The organism is Fructilactobacillus sp. Tb1 (assembly GCF_050500285.1).
In the GTDB taxonomy this organism is placed as follows: Bacteria; Bacillota; Bacilli; order Lactobacillales; family Lactobacillaceae; genus Fructilactobacillus.
On the sequence record NZ_CP191377.1, the window covers coordinates 1224417 to 1245230 of the forward strand.

The 20814-nt window shown below is 34.9% G+C and carries 22 protein-coding genes; 18 read left to right on the plus strand and 4 right to left on the minus strand.

What is annotated here, in order from left to right; translation table 11 throughout:
- The first annotated feature begins 19 nt into the window (after positions 1–19).
- On the plus strand, positions 20–1054 hold the full coding sequence (tsaD, locus tag ACQW5G_RS06310) for a tRNA (adenosine(37)-N6)-threonylcarbamoyltransferase complex transferase subunit TsaD (RefSeq protein WP_429970627.1): 1035 nt from the start codon (positions 20–22) through the stop codon (positions 1052–1054).
- 57 nt (positions 1055–1111) lie between these two features.
- Positions 1112–1732: a DUF1648 domain-containing protein gene (locus ACQW5G_RS06315; protein ID WP_429970628.1), complete on the plus strand. Its 621-nt coding sequence runs from the start codon at positions 1112–1114 to the stop codon at positions 1730–1732.
- Between the two features lie 43 nt (positions 1733–1775).
- Here ACQW5G_RS06315 and ACQW5G_RS06320 read toward each other — a convergent pair whose 3' ends face one another.
- Entirely contained in the window at positions 1776–3722 is a 1947-nt protein-coding gene (locus tag ACQW5G_RS06320; RefSeq protein WP_429970629.1) for an ABC-F family ATP-binding cassette domain-containing protein, read from the minus strand.
- A 141-nt stretch (positions 3723–3863) separates the two neighbouring features.
- Between ACQW5G_RS06320 and ACQW5G_RS06325 the strand changes: the two genes are divergently transcribed.
- From ACQW5G_RS06325 to ACQW5G_RS06360, 8 genes are all read left to right on the plus strand, one after another.
- The gene (locus ACQW5G_RS06325) at positions 3864–4514 is read left to right on the plus strand and encodes a redox-sensing transcriptional repressor Rex (RefSeq protein WP_429970630.1); all 651 of its coding nucleotides are present in this window, start codon (positions 3864–3866) and stop codon (positions 4512–4514) included.
- 94 nt (positions 4515–4608) lie between these two features.
- Entirely contained in the window at positions 4609–6054 is a 1446-nt protein-coding gene (locus ACQW5G_RS06330) for a TPM domain-containing protein (protein ID WP_429970631.1), read from the plus strand.
- 8 nt (positions 6055–6062) lie between these two features.
- Positions 6063–6662 carry a LemA family protein gene (locus ACQW5G_RS06335; protein WP_429971897.1) on the plus strand — a complete coding sequence of 200 codons (600 nt, stop codon included), beginning with the start codon at positions 6063–6065 and terminating at the stop codon, positions 6660–6662.
- A gap of 154 nt (positions 6663–6816) precedes the next feature.
- Positions 6817–7650: an ABC transporter ATP-binding protein gene (locus ACQW5G_RS06340; protein ID WP_429970632.1), complete on the plus strand. Its 834-nt coding sequence runs from the start codon at positions 6817–6819 to the stop codon at positions 7648–7650.
- The gene (locus ACQW5G_RS06345; protein ID WP_429970633.1) at positions 7650–8510 is read left to right on the plus strand and encodes an ABC transporter permease; all 861 of its coding nucleotides are present in this window, start codon (positions 7650–7652) and stop codon (positions 8508–8510) included. Before ACQW5G_RS06340 ends, ACQW5G_RS06345 begins: the two co-directional genes overlap by 1 nt.
- 3 nt (positions 8511–8513) lie before the next feature.
- Positions 8514–8963, plus strand: a complete 450-nt coding sequence (locus ACQW5G_RS06350) for a LytTR family DNA-binding domain-containing protein (protein WP_429970634.1) — start codon at positions 8514–8516, stop codon at positions 8961–8963.
- Positions 8963–9367 (plus strand): DUF3021 domain-containing protein, encoded by a 405-nt coding sequence (locus tag ACQW5G_RS06355; protein WP_429970635.1) that lies wholly within the window; start codon positions 8963–8965, stop codon positions 9365–9367. The genes ACQW5G_RS06350 and ACQW5G_RS06355 overlap by 1 nt, the downstream gene beginning before the upstream one ends.
- Before the next feature lie 114 nt (positions 9368–9481).
- A complete protein-coding gene (locus ACQW5G_RS06360) occupies positions 9482–10051 on the plus strand; it encodes a DNA-3-methyladenine glycosylase I (protein WP_429970636.1) in 570 nt (189 codons plus the stop codon).
- On the opposite strand, the gene ACQW5G_RS06365 is transcribed toward ACQW5G_RS06360, so the two are convergent.
- On the minus strand, positions 10048–10365 hold the full coding sequence (locus tag ACQW5G_RS06365) for a winged helix-turn-helix transcriptional regulator (RefSeq protein ID WP_429970637.1): 318 nt from the start codon (positions 10363–10365) through the stop codon (positions 10048–10050). The genes ACQW5G_RS06360 and ACQW5G_RS06365 overlap by 4 nt on opposite strands.
- A gap of 88 nt (positions 10366–10453) precedes the next feature.
- Here ACQW5G_RS06365 and ACQW5G_RS06370 point away from each other — a divergent pair, with 88 nt between their 5' ends.
- From ACQW5G_RS06370 to ACQW5G_RS06385, 4 genes are all read left to right on the plus strand, one after another.
- The gene (locus tag ACQW5G_RS06370; RefSeq protein WP_429970638.1) at positions 10454–11104 is read left to right on the plus strand and encodes a nitroreductase; all 651 of its coding nucleotides are present in this window, start codon (positions 10454–10456) and stop codon (positions 11102–11104) included.
- A gap of 175 nt (positions 11105–11279) precedes the next feature.
- Entirely contained in the window at positions 11280–11564 is a 285-nt protein-coding gene (gene groES, locus ACQW5G_RS06375) for a co-chaperone GroES (RefSeq protein WP_429970639.1), read from the plus strand.
- Positions 11565–11596: 32 nt separating this feature from the next.
- The gene (groL, locus tag ACQW5G_RS06380; RefSeq protein WP_429970640.1) at positions 11597–13216 is read left to right on the plus strand and encodes a chaperonin GroEL; all 1620 of its coding nucleotides are present in this window, start codon (positions 11597–11599) and stop codon (positions 13214–13216) included.
- 119 nt (positions 13217–13335) lie between these two features.
- Positions 13336–15174, plus strand: coding sequence for an APC family permease (locus ACQW5G_RS06385; RefSeq protein ID WP_429970641.1), 1839 nt, complete (start codon positions 13336–13338; stop codon positions 15172–15174).
- A 45-nt stretch (positions 15175–15219) separates the two neighbouring features.
- On the opposite strand, the gene ACQW5G_RS06390 is transcribed toward ACQW5G_RS06385, so the two are convergent.
- Positions 15220–16968, minus strand: a complete 1749-nt coding sequence (locus tag ACQW5G_RS06390; protein ID WP_429970642.1) for an ABC transporter ATP-binding protein — start codon at positions 16966–16968, stop codon at positions 15220–15222.
- A 129-nt stretch (positions 16969–17097) separates the two neighbouring features.
- Between ACQW5G_RS06390 and ACQW5G_RS06395 the strand changes: the two genes are divergently transcribed.
- A complete protein-coding gene (locus ACQW5G_RS06395; RefSeq protein WP_429970643.1) occupies positions 17098–17505 on the plus strand; it encodes a MarR family winged helix-turn-helix transcriptional regulator in 408 nt (135 codons plus the stop codon).
- A gap of 19 nt (positions 17506–17524) precedes the next feature.
- Here ACQW5G_RS06395 and ACQW5G_RS06400 read toward each other — a convergent pair whose 3' ends face one another.
- Complete coding sequence (locus tag ACQW5G_RS06400; protein ID WP_429970644.1) at positions 17525–18175, minus strand: YigZ family protein; 651 nt, start codon at positions 18173–18175, stop codon at positions 17525–17527.
- Positions 18176–18216: 41 nt separating this feature from the next.
- On the opposite strand from ACQW5G_RS06400, the gene ACQW5G_RS06405 reads away from it, so the two are divergent.
- The 3 genes from ACQW5G_RS06405 to hpf all read left to right on the plus strand — a co-directional run bounded on the left by ACQW5G_RS06405 (position 18217) and on the right by hpf (position 20805).
- Positions 18217–19527, plus strand: a complete 1311-nt coding sequence (locus ACQW5G_RS06405) for a DEAD/DEAH box helicase (RefSeq protein ID WP_429970645.1) — start codon at positions 18217–18219, stop codon at positions 19525–19527.
- Positions 19520–20185 carry a ComF family protein gene (locus ACQW5G_RS06410; protein ID WP_429970646.1) on the plus strand — a complete coding sequence of 222 codons (666 nt, stop codon included), beginning with the start codon at positions 19520–19522 and terminating at the stop codon, positions 20183–20185. Before ACQW5G_RS06405 ends, ACQW5G_RS06410 begins: the two co-directional genes overlap by 8 nt.
- Positions 20186–20271: 86 nt before the next feature.
- Entirely contained in the window at positions 20272–20805 is a 534-nt protein-coding gene (gene hpf, locus ACQW5G_RS06415) for a ribosome hibernation-promoting factor, HPF/YfiA family (protein ID WP_429970647.1), read from the plus strand.
- Positions 20806–20814: the final 9 nt, after the last annotated feature.

Below are 20814 nucleotides of genomic sequence, written 5' to 3' on the forward strand. Positions count from 1 at the left end.
AGTGGTGAAATAAATAAAAATGGATAAAAAAGATAGTTTAATTTTGTCATTTGAAACTAGTTGTGATGAAACTAGTGTCGCTGTGATTAAAAATGGAACTGAAATTCTAACTAATATTGTAGCGACCCAAATTAAGAGTCACCAACGATTTGGTGGAGTAGTTCCAGAAGTGGCTAGTCGCCATCACATTGAACAAATTACAATCTGTATTAATAAAGCCCTTGAATCAGCTCACGTTACTTATGATGATTTAACTGGGGTTGCAATTACTTATGGACCAGGTTTAGTTGGTTCATTATTAGTAGGAATTACAGCTGCTAAAGTGGTTGCTTGGGCACATAATTTACCATTGATCCCTGTAAATCATATTGCTGGGCATATCTACGCTACTAATTTTGAACATCCAATCGAATTTCCAGCTTTAGCGTTGGTTGTTTCCGGTGGTCATACTGAATTAGTTTGGATGCCAGTTGAAGGGGAATTCAAGATTATTGGTGAAACCCGCGATGATGCTGCTGGTGAAACTTACGACAAAATTGGTCGAGTAATGGGAATTAACTACCCAGCTGGTCCAACTGTTGATAAGTTAGCTCACGAAGGAAAAGATACTTTTGATTTTCCACGTGCTATGATGAAAGATGATAATTTTGACTTCAGTTTTAGTGGATTGAAAAGTGCTTTTATTAACACTGTGCATCATGCTGATCAAATTGGCGAAACGTTAGATCATGCTGATTTAGCTACTAGTTTCCAACATGCTGTAACGGATGTGTTAGTTGCAAAAGCTATGCGTGCATTAGACAAATATCCTGCTAAAGAATTTATCTTAGCTGGTGGGGTGGCCGCTAATAAGGGTCTTCGAGAAAAACTCGATACTGAATTAGCTAAACGTGATATTGATTTTGTGAAAGCCCCATTAAAGCTTTGTGGTGATAATGCTGCAATGATTGGTGCTGCCGCAGAGATGTTGCAACGTCATGGTGCTAAAGGCGATATGTCGTTGAATGCTGACCCAGGTCTTGAATTTGAATGGGAAGAAGACGAAGAACAATAAAATAAAGCAGTTTGGTGTTGTTGACATCGGACTGCTTTTTACATAAAGGATAGTAAGATGAAAAAATTCAAAAGAACTTCAATTACCACATTAATTTTATGTATTATTCCGCTACTAATGGGGATTTATTACTATCATGAGCTATCAAACGTATTGGCAACTCATTTTAATTTTCAAGGAACAGCTAATGGATTTATGACAAAGGGTAATGCTGTCATTACGATGCCAATTGTTTGTTTCTGGATTGATTTGATGATCATTATTTTTACTAATCATGTGATTAAGAAAAATAATTTAGAAAGCATTAAATTCGGTAGTTTATTGTACATCGTCCCATTGATAAGTATTGTAGTAACAGCTTCAATTATTTTTTACAATTTAGGCTATCCAGTAAATAACAACATCATGGCAGTTTTAATTATTGGCATCATGTTTATTATATTAGGTAACTTTATTCCAACTGTTTCATATCAGTTTGAAAAGAAAATGCATCCGTTTTATCGGGGATCTGAAGCTGATTGGAATCAATTACGGCGAGTAACTGGTAAATGGTTCTTTTTTGGTGGCATTCTAATGTTATTAGCAATTATGATTTCTGCAAATCTATCATTAATCATCATGGTTGTGATTTTAGTAGCAGTGGTGTTTGTTGCCATTAAAAGTAGTTTGAAAAAATAAGCAAATAAATAACGCATCTCTGAAAATTCAGAAATGCGTTATTTTAATATTCTTCCAATTTTAGGCTAGCGTCTTCCCAAGCTGATTCAGTTTCAGCTTGTTTTTGATTAATATCATCAAGTTGAGATTGTAAATCATTACTCTTATCAATATCATTATAATTTTCGGGGAGAGTCATCGCATGCTCAATTTCGGTCTTTTGTGAATCGATGTCAGTCATTTTAGTTTCAAGATCTGCAATTAAACGGGTTAATTTTCGCTTTTCCCGTTGTGCGGCTTTTTTATCTTGATAACTTTGTTTAGTATCAGAAATGGGTTCAGTTTTGGTAACTACATTAGGATTTTCCTCAGCCTCATGTGCAGCAATTTCAGCTTCTTCAATCTTTTTAGCCGCATAGTAATCATAATTACCCATGTAAATTTTAGATCCATCAGCACTAAGTTCCATAATGTCAGTAGCTAAACGATTAATGAAGTAACGATCATGAGAAATAAAGAGAATTGTTCCAGCAAAATTTAACAATGCTTTTTCTAACACATCAATACTATCGATATCTAAATGGTTAGTTGGTTCGTCAAGAACTAAAAAGTTATCTTTTTGCATTGATAACTTGGTTAAAAGAAGTCGTGCTCGTTCACCACCAGATAGGTTAGCAACACTTTTTTCAACACTTTCACCACCAAAGAGAAAACTACCTAAGATAGATCTGATTTCACCTTCTGGAGTGGTTGGATAATCATCCCATAATTCGTGTAAAACATCTTTTTCAGGATGAAGGGTGGCCTGTTGTTGATCGTAGTAACCAACACTGACACCAGTTCCAAACTGAATGGTACCTTGAATTTTAGGTAGTTGACCTAACACAGTTTTCAAAAAGGTTGATTTACCAATTCCGTTTGGTCCAAAAATGGCCATTCGTTGATGTCGCTTTAAATGGAGATTAATCGGATAACTTAATTGCACATCATCGTAGCCAATCCCTAAATTATCAACATCCAGGACGACATTTCCACTTTTACGTTCAGGAGTAAAGCGAAAATGAGCAGTTCCATGAGTTGATTTGGGTTTATCCATTACCTTCATTTTATCTAATTGCTTTTGCCGTGATTGAGCTCGTTTAGTAGTCGACGCACGCACAATATTTTTAGCGACGAATTCTTCTTCTTTTTTTATCTTTCTTTGTTGCTTTTCGTAATTTTTTTGTGCAATTTCTTGACGGTGAACTTTTTCATTCACATAGTTCGTGTAATTTCCTTTGTAGTAGTTCATTACACCGTTATCAAGATTATAGATTTCGTTAACGACCTTATCCATAAAATAACGATCATGTGAAATAACTAAGAGAGCACCATTATAAGCTTGTATATAGTTTTCTAACCAAGCAGTAGTAGCCATATCAATATGGTTAGTAGGTTCATCTAGCGCCAATAAATCTGGTTTTTCTAGCAATAGTTTTGCTAAGGCTAGGCGGGTTTGTTGACCACCAGACAATTCACTAATGTTACGTTCATAATCAGCTTCACGGAAACCAAAACCAGATAACACAGTTCTGATTTCAGCACGATAACCATATCCGTTTTTTAATGTGAAATCAGCTTGTAATTGATCATAGGTTTTTGAGACCTCAGCTAGTTTTTCTGGATTTTGATTCACATTGGGATCACTAATTTGTGCTTCGAGTTCGTGAAGTTGTGCCTCTTCTTTAATAATGGCAGAAAAAGCTAGACGCATTTCCGCGATAATAGTACGGTCAGAATGTAATCCGGTATTTTGGGGTAGGTAACCAATCGTTAAATTTTTCTTTTTGTTAATTGACCCTTCACTTGGGGATTCTTCACCCACAAGCATCTTCAAAAGGGTTGATTTACCAGCACCATTTTGTCCTACTAATCCAATTTTGCTACCAGCATTGATAGTCAAACTAAGATCAGAGAAGATGGGTTCACCGTTAAATCTTTTAGTTAGATTATTAGCTTGTAAAATAATCACGAAATCGCCTTCTTTCTATGCTAATTTTACCATATTTAGGCAATTTGCTTGTGAAATGATAATGTTAAAATTTCACAAACTTTCGATATGTGGTAAAATTAATAGTGTAAGAGACAGTTTTATTTTAAGGAGCAATGCATAATGGCAGAAACTAAGATTCCACGCGCAACCGCAAAACGGTTACCACTTTATTATCGTTATTTAAACATCCTTCATGACGGTGGTAAAGATCGCGTGTCATCAAATGAATTAGCAGAAGCAATCCATGTTGATTCAGCTACAATTAGACGTGATTTTTCATACTTCGGTGCGTTAGGTAAACGTGGTTACGGTTATGATGTTGATGATTTAATTGAATTTTTCAAGAATATTCTTCATCAAGATCGGTTAACGAACGTTGCTTTAATCGGGGTAGGTAATTTAGGACACGCCTTATTGAACTTTAATTTCCATCAAGACAGTAACATTCGTATCTCAGCTGCTTTTGATACTAATCCTAAGAATATCAATACTATTCAAGGTGGAGTTCCGATCTACCCAATGGATCAAATGGTAACTCAATTAAAAGAACAACAAATTAGTGTTGTAATTTTGACAGTTCCAGTAAAAGTAGCCCAAGAAGTTGCGAACCAAGTTGCTAAGGCCGGAGTTAACGGTATTTTGAACTTTACTTCAATCCGTTTGAACGTGCCAGAAGGTATTCGAGTACACAACGTTGATTTAACGAACGAACTACAAACTTTAATTTACTTTATCGATCACTACGATAAAAAGAGTGACGAAGCAGAATAAAGGTAAAAAAGAGCGGAGGTAATTTATTTTGCGAGACACATTTAAGAAATATTTTATCGTGGCTCTTTTTTTATTGACTTTTTTAGGTGGATTAGTGGGATTACAAACAGTACATGCTGATGGAATCCACGAATCCGCCTGGGTAAAAGATAATGCCCAAGTCTTGAATCAGAGCACGATTAATCAAGTTAATCAGATTAATACAACTAAATTGAAACAGGTTAAAGGGCATCCGCAGTTGGCAGTGATTACCATTGCTGGTCTACCCAAGGGCGAAGCTAGCATTGAAGACTATGCTCATGACCAAATGAAGAAATTGAGAATCGGACGACAAGGCTGGAATAACGGGATGTTATTGGTTATTAATACCAAAGATCACGTAAATCGCCTTGAGGTTGGAACTGGTTTAGAAGCAGCTTTACCGGATGGAGCAAAAGCTAACTTAGTTACTAGCCAGATTCAACAGGCATTTAAGCAACAAGACTACAATACTGGGGTTAGCGAGTTAACTGATAATATTGCAAATTACTTGCAAGCACATCAAGATAATATTTTGACGCCAAGTGGTGTGAAAGATTCACAAAGTAATCCTACTCCTGGGGTTAATTCACATAGTGTAGTTGCTGATATGCAACGAAATCAAGCAAACGTTGCTTTTATAATCTTTTTGCTGGTAGTTTGTGGCATGATTGGTTTCTTAATGTACAAGTTTGTGATTCCTAAGTTACGTAATCGTGACCAAGTAACATTAGCAAAACAACGTTTCGCCCAAAACGGAATCAACGATCCCCAATTATTGAATCAGTTAGATCAATTTGTAACGGATGAATTACGTCATCAACATAGCTTCAATGTGCATAAACTAAGCAATCCAGAATGGTGGTATTTACTAAATGCACTTAATTTAAAGCAACCAATTAGTTTAGAACAAGACGTTAAACTTGAAATCAAAAAGGGTAATCCACTTTACCAAACGCATTTGATTACTTCACAAGCGTTAGCAAATTATCAAACTCAACTAAAACAACGGCAACAAGCAAATTTACAAGTGGTTAGTAATGCCGCTCATAATTATGCGTTACAACATCATTTCCCTGGGAATATAGACCAATTTACCCATGATGCAACGCGTCAAATTGCAATGTTAACTTGGTTCGGTTTACCTAGTAATGATGCTGAATTTCAAAGCAGGTTAGCAAATGCTTTAGAACTAATTTCAGCAGATGCGACATTACATTACCAGATTGATAATGACGCTGATTTACGTGCTAAAATGAGACAAGCTGGAATTCACAATCCTGATCAATACATTAACGATTTATCTGATGAACAAAAGAAACGGTTCGTCACCAATGGATTAGTTAATACAGCCATCTTATTTGCGGCAATCGGATTGATACACAATAACCACAACTGGCATGACGATAACTTTCCGCCAATGGGTGGCGGATTCGGCGGTGATTCTGGCTTTGATGCTTCTGATTTTGGAAGTGGCTTTGGTGGATCCGGCGATGATGACGGTGGCGGATTTAATTTTTAATTAGAATAATAAAGGAAAAGAATATGACTAAAAATACAAAAATAACTTTAAGCATCGTTGGTGTGATCGCGTTTCTAGTAATTGCGATTGGCGGATGGTACATCATGGCTCAAAATAGTTTACGTGTGTCACAACAAAATGTTGATCAACAATGGAGTAACGTTGAAGTGCAATTGCAACGTCGTGCTGATTTAACTCCACAGTTAGTTGGAGCCGTTAAAGGTAACATGAAGAACGAACAAAAGATTTTTGGTAATATTGCGGATGCGAGAAAGCAATATGATAGTGCAAACACGCCAACTGATAAGGTGAAGGCTTCTGATAACTTGAACAAACAAACTCAAGTTTTGATTAATGCTGTTCACGAAAACTATCCTCAATTAGCAAGTTCAGCTAATGTAACTAGTTTGATGACGCAAATCGAAGGATCAGAAAATCGGATTAGCCAAACTCGTCGTGATTACAACGACTCAGTAACTGCATACAATCGGAAAGTTGTTTCATTCCCAAGTAGTATCGTAGCTAGCAATGCTGGAATGAAGACCAAACCATTCTTCCAAGCTGCTCCAACTGCAAGTGAAGCACCTAAGGTTGACTTAGGAAACTAAATAATAACGAAAGACTGTTGCGTTTTAAACGTGACAGTCTTTTTTGTTACCCAAAATGTAACCACTAAAGTACATATTTTGACCTCATACCTGAAAATTAAGCACAAAAATTAAATATTTCGGTAAATTAGACTCATAACAGGAGGAGATAATTATGAGTTTTTTAAGTGCAAAATCATTAACTAAAGTTTATAAAAATAAAGTAGCAGTTAATCATATTGATTTAACTATCAACCAGGGGGAATTTGTGACCATTTTAGGACCAAATGGAGCTGGAAAATCAACGACGATTGAAATGTTAACGGGATTATTAAAACCTACCTCAGGAACAATTCAGTTAGAAGGAATTATTCCTGCCAAAAAAGCGTATCGCGATAAAATTGGAATTGTGTTTCAAAATAGTGTCTTAGACCGAGAACTATCTGTTCAGGATAATTTAATGTTACGTGCAAACATGTATCAAAATAAAAAAGATGTCTTTGAAATTGCTAAAACCATCGGAATTGAAAAATTCATGAAGCAAAAATATGGAACTTTATCAGGTGGTCAAAGAAGACGAGTAGATATTGCCAGAGCATTATTGCATCGTCCAGAAGTATTATTTCTTGATGAACCCACTACTGGATTAGATGTTCAAACCAGAACGACAATCTGGAAGGTTATTGAACAACTTCGTAAAGAATGGAACGTAACCATTGTTTTAACTACGCAATATTTAGAAGAAGCAGAAACCTCAGACAAAATTTATATTGTTGATAGTGGAAAAGTGTTAATTGAAGATAGCGTGCAGAACATTCGCAAGCATTATGCCAAAAATACTTTAGTTCTTCATAAAGAAGCTGGGCAGCAAGCTGTAATTAATAATATTGATAAAAATGAAGCCATTAAACTTTTAAATGAAAACGAATCAATCATCGATAATTTCGAATATCATCAAAGTACAATGGATGATATCTTTATGGAATTAACCGGAAAGGATATTAGATAATGCTAAGTTTAATTAAAAGAAATTTGAAATTATATTTTAACAGCTGGAGTAATGTTTTACTTTCGTTAGTAGGGGCATTAATTTCGTTCGTACTCTACATTATTTTTTTGAAACACAATATTCTCCAGAGTTGGCAAGATGTTCCAGATACCAAACTTTTACTAGATCCATGGTTAATTGGTGGAACTTTAACGGTCACAGCAGTGACAACTACGTTAAATTCCATAGGTCAAATGATTACTGACCGGGATAATGGAACCATTCGTGACTTTGCCATTACGCCGGTTTCGTTTTTAAATATTCAATTAGCATATTTAATTAGTTCTTTTATCATTGGCGTTTGTATGCAAATCGTAATTTATTTTGTATTAGATATTTATTTCAAAGTGACGGATGGTTTGCACTTTAGTTTAGCTACCTTTTGGAAAATCTTACCGATTATGCTTGTAAGTAGCTTGGTTTGGACGATTATTAATGCTTTTATTATGACTTTTATCAAAAATAATAAAAGCGTTGGGACGGTTAATTCAATTGTAGGAACTGCAGCTGGATTTTTTGCGGGAGTATATATTCCAATCGGATTAGTGCCTAAGTTTGCTCAAACTTTAATGAAATTAACTCCTGCACCATATGATGCTGCTTTGTATCGTGATGTGTTGATGAAACAACAATTACATGATTCTTTTAAACGAGTTTCTGATGCTAGTTTTAAAAAATTAATGGGCGTAAATGTTGATTGGAACGGGATTATGACCTTTAATCATGAAATGTTAATTATGTTTTTGTTTGCGGGTATTGTATTATTATTCTTAATATTGAAATCAAATAAAATGAGAAAAATAGCTTTAAGAAGAGGTTAGTCTTTGAAATTTAAATTTATCCAAGATGATAGTTTGCCAAGTGGTCAAATTGAAGTCGACGTAAAAAGTAATGAATTAAATAGGAATGTAATTGATTTTTTATCTAAATTAGAGAAGTTAAATGACAAAGATGAATTAATTCCCGTTAAAATTGAAGATAAAATTCAATTAGTTAATCAAACTGAGATAGTTGCGGTAGAAGTTAACGGAAATATTTTAACTTATCACCTAATTAATGAAGAATTGGAAACTAAAGGTAATTTAAAAAATATTATTGAAAGTTTAAATGATAATTTTGTGCAAATTTCTAAATATGCGGTCATTAACATCCAACAACTTTCATCGTTAGAAGCATCATTTTCCGGTAATATGACGGCGTTTATGCAAAATAAGCTAAAAATTACGATTAGTCGACGTTATTTGGGTAAATTAAAAGAAAAGGTAGGTCTCTAATGAAACGGATTAGTGAAAGTATAAAACACGGAATTACTGGAATGTTAATCGGATCATTTTGTTATTTAATGGTATTAATGTTTCAAAATAATTCATTTGATGTAAATAAATTTAGTATTATTACGATTTTAATTGCTTCATTTTTAACGGGAATCACGTCGCAAATGATTGGTAATGAAAAAATATGTACAGGGATAACTTATTTAATTCATTTGGGCAGTACGTTAATAATTTTCTTTGTTACTTTTTATTTAAATGGTTGGATTACTAATTTAAGATCATTAACTTTTATGATTATTAATTTCATTGTGATTTATATTTTTGTATGGATTGGCTTGATTATTTGGAATAGGCTGAATGCTAGCGAGATAAACAAACAATTGAAGAAAATGAAGCATGAATAGATATAAAGAAAGACTGTCACGTTTTGGGTGACAGTCTTTTTAATTGAATAAATATTGTGAAATTCGTTATATTTATTATTAAATTACGTAATTATTATAAAAGGAAATAATAATATGAAAAAAATGAGATGTGCATGGGCCGAAAAAGGAAACGATGAATTATTAAAGCAATATCATGATAATGTCTGGGGTAAACCAAGTCATGATAATCAAGAATTATTTGAATTACTTTCATTAGAATTAATGCAATCAGGATTGAGTTGGACAACTGTTTTACATAAACAAGTTGCTTTTGAAAAAGCTTTTTATAATTTTGATTATCATTTAGTTGCCAAAATGGATGATGGTGATGTTGAAAGATTGTTACTAGATGCATCAATTATTAGGAATAGAATGAAAATTAATGCCATTATTAAAAATGCCAAAGCAATTGTGAAGTTAGAAAATGACGGCATAACGTTTAATAATTTGGTATGGTCATTTGTTGATAATAAACCCATTAATCATCGGATCATTAAGCAAGAAGAACGGCCTAAAACTACGGAAACGGCAACTAATTTAAGTAAAAGACTAAAAAAATTAGGCTTTTCTTTTGTTGGTCCGGTTGTTGCATATTCATTTATGCAAGCTAGTGGGATGGTAAATGACCATGAAGAGAAGTGTTTTGTGACAAATGATAATTAATTATTATTTTCCCACTGGTTTAGTTCCTGTAACAAAGGAATTAAGCTTAAACCCTTGGATGTCAACTGATATTCTGAAACAAATGGGGCTTTTGTACCATATTTATTTTTTGAAATATATTTTTTCTCAATTAAATTATTTAAAGAATTAATTAGCATTTTATTTGAGATGCCAGTTAACTTTCTTTTTAGTTGATTAAATCCAATCTTTTCATTATTAAATAATATCCAAAGAATATTTATTTTCCATTTTCCAGATATTGTATTGATAACTTCAGTAATGCCACAGTCCCACTTTGTAGATGATTGATCCATATTATTCTCCTAGTTACTAAAAAGTACCTACTTTTAAAAATTTAATATTAATTATAATATTTTTAATATAAAAGATGGAGGTAATATAATGGATTTTGAAAAAATTATCAAGACTAGAAAATCAATTCGAAGTTTTAAAAATGAGGGTATTTCAGATAAAACACTTTTGAAAATTATTGAAATGGCTAAATATTCGGCATCGTGGGTTAATAGTAAACATATCTATACTTATGTTGTTACTGGGGAAAAATTAAAAGAATTGAAAAAGATGCATTATAAAAATGCAATGAAACATGCAGAATATAATAGTGATATTAAATATGCCCATTTAAATGATTTTCCCAATAATGAACAACATAATATGAAAAAATGGTTAGACGAGAGAAATAATTTCTTATCTAAATTTGAAAATAATGATTGGAACGAAAAAAGTAATCATCTTTTTAATGCACCAGTAGTTGTTTATTTAGCAGTTGAAAAGCCTAGAAATGATTGGATGATGTATGATTTAGGCGCATATGGTGATAGTATCATGCTAGCTGCCAAAAATTTAGGAATCGATAGTATTACAGCATATACTTTTGCAACATTTGCTCCTGAATTACATAAAATTTTGGACATTCCTAAGAATCAAGAAATAGTTGTTGGAATCGGATTAGGCTATAGAGATAATGATGTAATTAACGATTTTATTGCTTCAAATGATGGATTTGATAAGTTAGTTAAAATAATTAAATAGTTTTTATAAAGACAGATAACCATTATTTAGTGATTACCTGTCTTTATAATCTCTAATAATAATCTTTTTAAGCAATTTTTTTGTTATTTTACTCATGATGTATTATATTAATAGTTGTAGTTAGCACTTGAACTTTGTGAGTGCTAAAAATATATAATTTTTGGAGGTTTTTATCGTGTTACAACCAATTGGAGATCGTGTAATTATTGAGGTTAAAGCTCAAGAAGAAAAGAATATTGGTGGCATTGTTTTAGCGGACAACGCAAAACAAAAACCAACAGAAGGTAAGATTGTTGCAGTTGGTGCCGGTCGTATTTTAGATAATGGTGAAAAAGTTACTCCTGTCGTAAAAGAAGGAGATACTGTTATGTTTGATAAATATGCCGGAACTAAGATTGAATATGAAGGAAACTCATATTTAGTTATGCACGAAAATGACTTACTCGCAATTATTAAATAAAACTAAGATTATTAAAATAAGAGGTAATTATAATGGCTAAAGAGATTAAATTTTCTGATGACGCCCGTAGCGAAATGCTTAAAGGTGTTGATAAATTAGCAGATACAGTAAAAACTACCATGGGTCCTAAGGGACGTAACGTTGTTTTGGAAGAAACTGCTGGTAACCCAACTATTACTAATGATGGTGTAACAATTGCCCGTGCAATTTCATTACCAGATCATTTCCAAAATATGGGTGCTAAATTAGTTGCTGAAGTTGCTTCAAAGACTAATGACGTTGCCGGTGATGGTACCACAACTGCCACAGTCTTGACTCAAGCAATTGTTAAAGAAGGTATGAAGAACGTCACTGCCGGTGCCAACCCAGTTGGTGTTCGTCGTGGAATTGAAAAAGCTACTGATGCAGCTGTTGCTAGCCTTCACAAGATGAGCCACGAAGTTAAAACTAAAGACGACATTGCCCAAATCGCATCAATTTCATCAGCAAGTAAAAAAGTTGGTGATTTGATTGCAGATGCCATGGAAAAAGTTGGTAATGACGGTGTTATTACCATTGAAGATTCTAAGGGTGTTGAAACTAGCTTAGATGTTGTTGAAGGTATGCAATTTGATCGTGGCTACATGTCACAATACATGGTAACTGATCAAGACAAGATGGAAGCTGATTTAGACAATCCTTACATCTTAGTTACTGACAAGAAGATTAACAACATGCAAGAAATCATGCCATTGCTTCAAGCAGTTGTGCAACAAGGTCGTTCATTGTTAATGATTGCTGATGATATTGGTGGTGAAGTTCTTCCTACTCTTGTATTGAACAAGATGAGAGGGACATTCAACGTTGTAACTGTTAAAGCTCCAGGTTTTGGTGACCGTCGTAAAGCTCAATTACAAGATATCGCTGTTTTAACTGGTGCAACAGTTATTACTGATGATCTTGGACTTGATTTGAAGGATGTTACCCTTGAACAATTAGGTCAAGCTAACTCAGTTACAGTTACTAAAGACAGTACAACAATTGTTGAAGGTAAAGGTGACAAAGAAGCGATTGCTCAACGTGTCAGTGAAATTAAGAACCAATTAGCTGAAACTACATCACACTTTGATCAAGAAAAACTTCAAGAACGTCTTGCTAAATTAGCTGGTGGAGTTGCAGTTATCAAGGTTGGTGCTGCGACAGAAACTGAACTTAAAGAACGTAAGTACCGGATTGAAGATGCTTTGAACGCTACTCGTGCAGCCGTTGAAGAAGGATTTGTTCCTGGTGGTGGTACTGCATTTATCAACATTCTTAAAGATGTTGCAGCAGTTGAAGCTACTGGTGATGAAAAGACTGGTGTTGATATCGTGCTTCGTGCCCTTGAAGCACCGGTTAAACAAATCGCTGCTAATGCCGGAGTTGATGGTGCTGTCGTAGTTGACCACTTGAAACAAGAAAAACCAGGGATTGGTTACAATGCTGCGGATGACAAGTATGAAGATATAATTGCTGCTGGAGTTGTTGATCCAACCAAGGTTAGTCGTTCAGCTCTTCAAAACGCTGCATCTGTTTCATCATTGTTATTAACAACTGAAGCAGTTGTTGCTGATAAACCAGAAAAGAATAACAGCATGCCAGCAATGCCACAAGGTATGCCAGGTATGATGTAATATAAAATTTAAAGAAAGTTCGCAAATTTGCGGACTTTCTTTTTTTTTCATTAAGATTTGTAGTACAATTAACACCATGCTTAAGAACACAAATTAATTATTAAATAGGAGCAAGTTTCATGTGGCGATATTTAAAAAGATTGATTATTGGACGTCCGCTCAAAAGTACAGATGAGTCAGGACAGTCATTGACTAAATTTAAGGGACTTGCACTTTTGTCATCTGATGCTTTGTCATCAGTGGCTTATGGTACTGAACAAATTACAGCCGTATTGATTACTTTATCAACAGCTGCTTTGATGTACCAAATGTGGGCAGCCTTGCTAGTGTTAGTTTTACTTGCAGCAATTACTTTGTCATATCGACAAATTATCTATGCTTACCCATCTGGTGGGGGAGCATACGTGGTTGCAAGAACTAACTGGGGTGAAACTACTGGACTAGTTGCTGGTGGATCACTCTTGGTCGATTATATGTTGACCGTAGCGGTTTCCACGACGTCAGGAACTGAAGCGATTACTTCAGCAATTCCGGCGTTGTATAACTATCAAGTTCCGATTGCCATTGCGATTGTAATTGCAATTATGATTTTAAACCTTCGGGGAATGAAGGATTCAGCTGCTTTCCTAGTGATTCCAGTCTATCTTTTTATTTTCATGATTGTCTTTATGATTGGTTTAGGAGCTTATAATATTGCAACTGGTAAAATTCCTTATCACGCTGCGGCACCTCTAAATGCTTCAGTACAAGGGATGACACTGGTTCTATTCTTCAAGGCATTCTCATCTGGTTCAGCTTCTTTAACTGGGGTTGAAGCAATTAGTAATGCTGTTCCCAATTTCAAGAAACCCAAACGTAAAAATGCTGCGAATACATTAGCCTTAATGGCTATTATTTTGGCTGCCTTCTTTGCTGGAATTACTTTCTTGAGTTACTACATGGGAATTATTCCTGGTGAAAAAGATACTGTTTTATCACAAATCGGGATCGGTGTTTTTGGTCACGGTGTGCTTTACTATGTATTACAAATGTCAACGGCCTTGATTTTGGCAGTGGCTGCAAATACTGGTTTCTCAGCTTTCCCAATCTTGGCTTACAACATGGCGAAAGACAAATATCTTCCTCATGCGTACCTTGATAAAGGGGATCGACTTGGTTATTCAAACGGAATTATTTCTCTTGCTATTGGTGCAATTATTTTAATTGCGATTTTTAATGGTAAGACTAACTTATTGATTCCGCTATATGCAGTTGGGGTTTTCGTACCATTTACTTTATCTCAATCAGGAATGATTGTGCATTGGCTACGCGAACGAGAAGGATTCTGGCCTGGTAAGATCTTAATTAACTTTGTCGGAGCTTTCATTTCATTGGGATTAGTGCTTTTCTTATTTGCACTTCATTTCAAAGACGTCTGGCCATATCTAGTAATTATGCCATTGATTTTGACGATGTTTTACAAGATTCATCGTCATTATGTGGGTGTTGCCAAACAGCTTCGTGTTGAAAATATGTTTGAAAAACAAGAACAACGTCATTTTGTTGGTTCAACTGTGTTAGTTTTAGTTGGTAATGTTACCCAAGTAACCCGTGAGGCATTGAGTTATGCTCAATCAATCGGGGATGAAGTGGTTGCAGTCCACGTTTCCATGGATTCAAATCCTGAACACGAAAAGAAGAATGAAGAAAAATTCAAGGCTGAATATCCTGATATTCGGTTTGTTAATATTCATACTTCATACCGTTCAATTAATGAACCAGTTCTTCGTTTCTGTGATGTAGTTGCCAGAAAAGATGATGCTCGTGATTACTCAACGACCGTCTTGGTGCCACAATTTGTACCAAAGAGTCATTGGCAACACGTACTTCATAATCAAACTGGTTTACGTTTACGAGCCGCTTTAAATTCTCGTCAAAACATCATTGTTTCAACTTTTAACTATCATTTACATGACTAATCAAAAAGCCTCTCATCGCAAGATGAGAGGCTTTTACTATATACTTTATTGTTTAAATTGAATTTTAACGTATTCACGATACATTGGAAGTTCTTTAAGTAATTCTTCGTGAGTACCATGACCACTAACTTCACCATGATCAATGAAGTAAATGTCATTGGAATCAACGATTGTGCTAAGCCGATGAGCAATCATCAAAGTAGTGCGACCCTTCATCAATTCTGCAAGGGCTTTTTGTACCATTGCTTCTGATTCAGAATCAAGACTAGCAGTTGCCTCATCAAGCATTAAAATCTTTGGATCGCGGAGAAAAGCACGAGCAATTGCCAAACGTTGACGTTGACCACCAGAAACTTTCACACCACGTTCACCAACTTGCGTATCAAGACCATCTGACATTTCATGCACAAATCCATCCGCATAAGCTAATTTAAGCACGTGCCAAAGTTGTTCATCAGTGAAGGTATCTTCAAGTCCATAAGTTAAGTTGTGACGAATGGTCCCAGCCATGATAGCTGAATCTTGAGATACGAAACCAATTTGTTTCCGCCAATCTTCAAGGGAGATATTGTCAATTTCTTGATCACCAATCACAATTTTACCTGAATTTGGTTGATAATAACGTTCAATCAAGCTAAAAATGGTTGACTTACCACTCCCAGAAGGTCCAACAAAGGCAATTGTGGCATTAGGTTTTGCAGTAAAACTAACGTCTTTTAGAATTGGTTGATCTTTTTCGTAGGCAAAACTAACATGTTCCATCTTGAGTTCTTTACCATCAACGTTGTAATCAACACCATTATCAAAGTCTTCTTCAAGTTCACCCATTAAATCTTGGATTCGATCAGTTGCACCATTGGCTTTTGATAAATCAGTGAAGAAACGTGCCATTGAGTTAACTGGTCCAATGATTTGGAAGAGGTACATCAAGAACGCAAACATCGTACCAATCGTCATCGTGCCAGTGGCAACTCGGTGAGCACCATAGGCAAGAACTCCAACGATTAAAGCCATCATGACTGTTCCCATCAAGGGACTAGCAATGGAATCGTAAATGGCTTCTTTTAAACCGATGTGGTAAAGATTATTAACCATTTTATTACCACTTTTAGCTTCATAATTTTCGGCATTTGATGATTTAACTAACCGAATTTCGTTTAAAGTTTCTTCAGCTTTCCCAGAGAAGTCAGCTAATTCATCTTGACGTTGACGACCAATTTGACGAGTTCTTCTCATTACGGGACGCATTACAATCATCACTAATGGAACAGCTGTGAACATGATTAAAGTCATACGCCAATCCATGAAGAGCATGATGGCAAGAGCACCAACTAATTGGAAGATTGATGTAATTGAACTAGGAAATGAAACTGCCAATAAGTTTTTGATTTGATCAGAATCATTTACTAAACGCGATGTCATCATTCCCGTTTTAACATTATCAAAGTAATGGACTGGAAAACGAAGAATTTTGTTCCAGAGTAGTTTTCTTAAATTAGCAACGACGTTTTCACCAAAGAATCCTAGTAAAGCACCAGAAAGTGCATTGACTAACGCACTAATAATGAAAAGGGCAATCACGCCACCAATTAAAACAGCACTAACTCCGTGAGAAAAGTTGTTAACCATTGATTGAGCTGCTTTGGGTACCAATAATTGAGCGAAGGTAGCGATTAAACCGAGTCCTAAACCTAACCAAAGTTGCCAATATTTCGGTTTCGTTTTACGAATTAAACCGAGAAAGTTTTTAAAATTGAATTTATCTTTTGAATATGGGGTTTGTTTACGATCCATAAAAATTCCTCCTTAACAGTAGAAAATTAAAAAAGTAACTGTTATACTTCTAATTGTTAGATATCTAACTAACGAAAACTAAGTATAATAGTTAGATATCTAACTGTCAACAATTATGGAGGTTAAATTATGTCGAATGGTACAGAAATTCAAAGATTAATCCGGGAAGTTGGTCATTATTACCATGATCAAATCGTTAAAGATATGCCAATTACACCGCAACAAGGGCATGTCCTTCAGGTGGTGCATCAAATGCCAGGTATTATCCAAAGTGATTTAGCTAAGATGTTACATCGACGTAATCCAACCATTTCAAGTATCGTTTCTAACTTGGAAAAAGCAGAATTAATTGAACGAAAAGTTCCCAAGAATAACATTAGAAGAAAAGAAATTTATTTAACGCCGAAGGGTGATAAGTTATATAAAGATATTATGGGCAAATTTAAATCGTTTGATGAAATCTTAGTTGAACATTTAGATGAACATGATCAAGCAGAATTAATTCGAATTCTGAAAAAAATTATGGATAAAAAATAAAGGAAGACTAGCCATGTGGCTAATCTTCCTTTTTTGCATCATAGGGAACTTCAAAGTATTCTTCATCGCCAGTTTTAATTGATACATTACCAGCAAGCTGATTATTAATATTCGTTTTAAATTCTTCAATTTTATCAGACATGGCAGCGGTGGTGATTTTAATTTCACTACCATATTCGACATTCAAAATTTGATAACCATGCTCTTTTAAATAATATTGCAACTTATCATTTAAACTATAAGCAATGGTTAATTCAACTCGGGTTTGGAGTAGTTTTTCAACCACACCAACTTTTTCAATGACCTGTGAAGCTGAATTACTATAAGCTCTGATTAAGCCACCAGCACCAAGTTTGATCCCACCAAAGTAACGCGTAACTACAACAATAGTGTCATGAAGATGATTATTTTTAATTACTTCAAGAATAGGTACGCCAGCAGTTCCACTAGGTTCGCCGTTATCGCTTTCTCGTTGAATATTGTCGTTTTCGCCAATAATATAAGCGAAACAAATGTGACTTGCTTTTTTGTGTGCTTCAGCAACCATTGCAATGAACATCCGTGCTTCATCTTCATTGTTAACTCGTTCAACACTCGCAATGAATTTTGATTTTTTGATTTCAAATTCATGATTACCGCCATGAGCAATCGTTAAAAATTTATTTGTCATTTTATTTTCCTTAATTACGTATTTAAGTATGAGGTGATTTGATGAATGAATTAGATTTATCCGGAAGGTTAATTCCATCCACAGATTGTGATAGTGAACTTTTTCAGCGTGAAAATATCACACGAGTTCCGGCAATTACAATCAATCACACTACCATTCATTGTACTAGATGTGGCAGTGATTGTGAAAAAGGAGACGCTCAGTTACAAGATGAAAATTATTTTTGCTACAAATGTTTTAATTTGGGACGGTTAGATAGTTCGATGGAATTAGTTCATCTTCCAGAAATGAATCAATTTGAAGTTATAGAACCCGTCCTGACTTGGACAGGCCAGCTAACCGAATTACAGCAAAGTTGTTCTGATGAAATTGTTCAGGCTTTTCAAAAGCATGAAGATAAACTATTGTGGGCAGTTACTGGGGCAGGAAAAACGGAGATTTCATTTGCAGGAATCGCGTGGGCGTTAGCACAAGGACTCCGAGTCTGTATCGCATCACCACGGGTGGATGTTTGTGTGGAATTATTTCCCCGTTATCAAGAAGCTTTTGCCAATACCAGTATGATTTTATTGCATGGTAAAAGTGAAGAAAAGTATCAATATCGGCAATTAACGATTTGTACAACGCATCAATTATTACGATTCAAAGAAGCTTTTGACGTTTTAATTATTGATGAAGTAGACGCGTTTCCATATGCCAACAATTCATCCCTTCAAATGGCAGCAAAACGAGCAGTAAAAGAAACTGGATCACTATTACTTATGACAGCGACTCCCAACCCAAAACTACAACAGGAGTATGAGATTAGTTACTTGCCATTACGCTTTCATCGGCATTTATTGCCACAAATTAAACTCCATTTTTGCTTTAACTGGCGTCGTAGAATTTATGAGGGGAAAATTGCGAAAAAAGTTATTAAAAAAGTCTTAGAAAAAATTGCAAAACAACAGCGCTTTTTACTATTTGTTCCCCGAATTCGTGATTTACAGGTGGTTGATGAAGTTTTAACTAAACAATATCGAGGAGAACGATGTTGGCAAACGGTGTATTCAGCTGATGAAGATCGCATGGAAAAAGTGCAAGCAATGCGGGATGAAAAACTCTTGTTTTTAATTACGACAACTATTTTAGAACGTGGAGTTACTTTTCCAGGAATTGATGTCATTATTTTTGGTGGAGATGATCGAGTTTTTTCAGTATCGTCATTAGTTCAGATTGCTGGACGAGTGGGACGGAAAGCAAGTCGACCCACGGGAGATATAGATTGTTATATTGGAAATTATGCCAAAAACGTGGCGGATGCCCGCAAGCAAATTGCTGAAATGAATCGAAGAGGGAAAGCAATTGGCTAAGTGTTTATGGTGTGGTGGATTTTTGAATGCTAATTTAGAAATTCATTTTATTTTAAGTTTTAAACCTTTCGTACCCCAATATTTGTGCGATAAATGTACAGAATTATTTATCCAACCAACTGAAATTGAACAATGTTGTGAATGTGGACGTTTTCAGGGAAGTACAGAACGGTGTCAAGATTGTGAAAAGTGGTCAGAAAAACTAGTTAATATAGCTCTATATCCATATCATGGCATTATCAAAGAATACTTAGATAAATATAAATTTAAAGGTGATTATCGGCTCCGCCACTTGTTTCGGTATCATTTGCAAAAGTATATCGATAAAACTGAAATTGTGGTTCCAATTCCAGTTTCAACAGCAACCATGCAAAAACGTCATTTTAATCAGGTAACGGGAATCTTAGAAGATATAGATTATGTCGATTGTCTATTAGCTAAAAATAAAACCCATGATCAATCCGAAAAAGGCCGCCAGGGGAGACTTGAACTAGAACAACCATTTCAACTTAAACCAGAGTATCTTTCTAAGATTAAAGGGAAAAAGATTGTCTTAATTGATGACGTTTATACGACCGGAACGACCTTGCACCACGCTGCAAAATTGATGCAACAAAATGGCGTTAAAACGGTCCGTAGCATCACTCTTGCACGCTGATTAATTGTCATTTGCCGGTTTATTAACTATAATATAGGTAGACAATTAATTTGGAATCGACTTATTAGCCGAAAGGAGAGATAGAAATGTTATCTTATAATTTAAGAGGCGACGACGTCGAAATCACTGATGACCTTCGTAATTATGTAACTGATCAAATGGCCCAACTGGATCCATATTTTGTAGAAAATGTGAGTGCATTAGGCCATGTTAATTTATTTGGGTTTAAAAATGGTGATGTCAAAGCTGAAATAACGATTATTTTTCCTTTCTTATTACTTCGTGGTGAAGCAAGTGCAACAAATTATCAAGAAAGTATTGCAGGTGCAGTTAAGCACATTCAAGAACGAATTGAAAAATATCAAACTCGGATTAATGAAAAAGCTAAATTACATTCAGAAAATAACATCTTCAAGAATACTGAAATGAACGATGAAAAGTTTAAGGTTGTACGTAAAAAGCGGGTTCCACTAAAGAAAATGACATCTGACGAAGCAATTTTGCGGATGAATTTATTGGGACATGATTTTTATACCTTTAAAGACGTTGACAATGGAACTACTGATATTGTTTATCGTCGTAAAGATGGAAATTATGGTTTAATTACAACTGAAAACTAGCAATTAAAG

Excerpts from the sequence above, each read along its gene's own strand:
- ACQW5G_RS06390 (WP_429970642.1), bottom strand. The coding sequence starts at position 16,968 with ATGGATCGTAAACAAACCCCATATTCAAAAGATAAATTCAATTTTAAA.
- ACQW5G_RS06340 (WP_429970632.1), top strand. The coding sequence starts at position 6,817 with ATGAGTTTTTTAAGTGCAAAATCATTAACTAAAGTTTATAAAAATAAA.
- ACQW5G_RS06405 (WP_429970645.1), top strand. The coding sequence starts at position 18,217 with ATGAATGAATTAGATTTATCCGGAAGGTTAATTCCATCCACAGATTGT.
- ACQW5G_RS06370 (WP_429970638.1), top strand. The coding sequence starts at position 10,454 with ATGGATTTTGAAAAAATTATCAAGACTAGAAAATCAATTCGAAGTTTT.
- ACQW5G_RS06325 (WP_429970630.1), top strand. The coding sequence starts at position 3,864 with ATGGCAGAAACTAAGATTCCACGCGCAACCGCAAAACGGTTACCACTT.
- ACQW5G_RS06400 (WP_429970644.1), bottom strand. The coding sequence starts at position 18,175 with ATGACAAATAAATTTTTAACGATTGCTCATGGCGGTAATCATGAATTT.
- ACQW5G_RS06345 (WP_429970633.1), top strand. The coding sequence starts at position 7,650 with ATGCTAAGTTTAATTAAAAGAAATTTGAAATTATATTTTAACAGCTGG.
- ACQW5G_RS06360 (WP_429970636.1), top strand. The coding sequence starts at position 9,482 with ATGAAAAAAATGAGATGTGCATGGGCCGAAAAAGGAAACGATGAATTA.
- ACQW5G_RS06365 (WP_429970637.1), bottom strand. The coding sequence starts at position 10,365 with ATGGATCAATCATCTACAAAGTGGGACTGTGGCATTACTGAAGTTATC.
- hpf (WP_429970647.1), top strand. The coding sequence starts at position 20,272 with ATGTTATCTTATAATTTAAGAGGCGACGACGTCGAAATCACTGATGAC.
- ACQW5G_RS06395 (WP_429970643.1), top strand. The coding sequence starts at position 17,098 with ATGTCGAATGGTACAGAAATTCAAAGATTAATCCGGGAAGTTGGTCAT.
- ACQW5G_RS06355 (WP_429970635.1), top strand. The coding sequence starts at position 8,963 with ATGAAACGGATTAGTGAAAGTATAAAACACGGAATTACTGGAATGTTA.
- groL (WP_429970640.1), top strand. The coding sequence starts at position 11,597 with ATGGCTAAAGAGATTAAATTTTCTGATGACGCCCGTAGCGAAATGCTT.
- tsaD (WP_429970627.1), top strand. The coding sequence starts at position 20 with ATGGATAAAAAAGATAGTTTAATTTTGTCATTTGAAACTAGTTGTGAT.
- ACQW5G_RS06315 (WP_429970628.1), top strand. The coding sequence starts at position 1,112 with ATGAAAAAATTCAAAAGAACTTCAATTACCACATTAATTTTATGTATT.
- ACQW5G_RS06385 (WP_429970641.1), top strand. The coding sequence starts at position 13,336 with ATGTGGCGATATTTAAAAAGATTGATTATTGGACGTCCGCTCAAAAGT.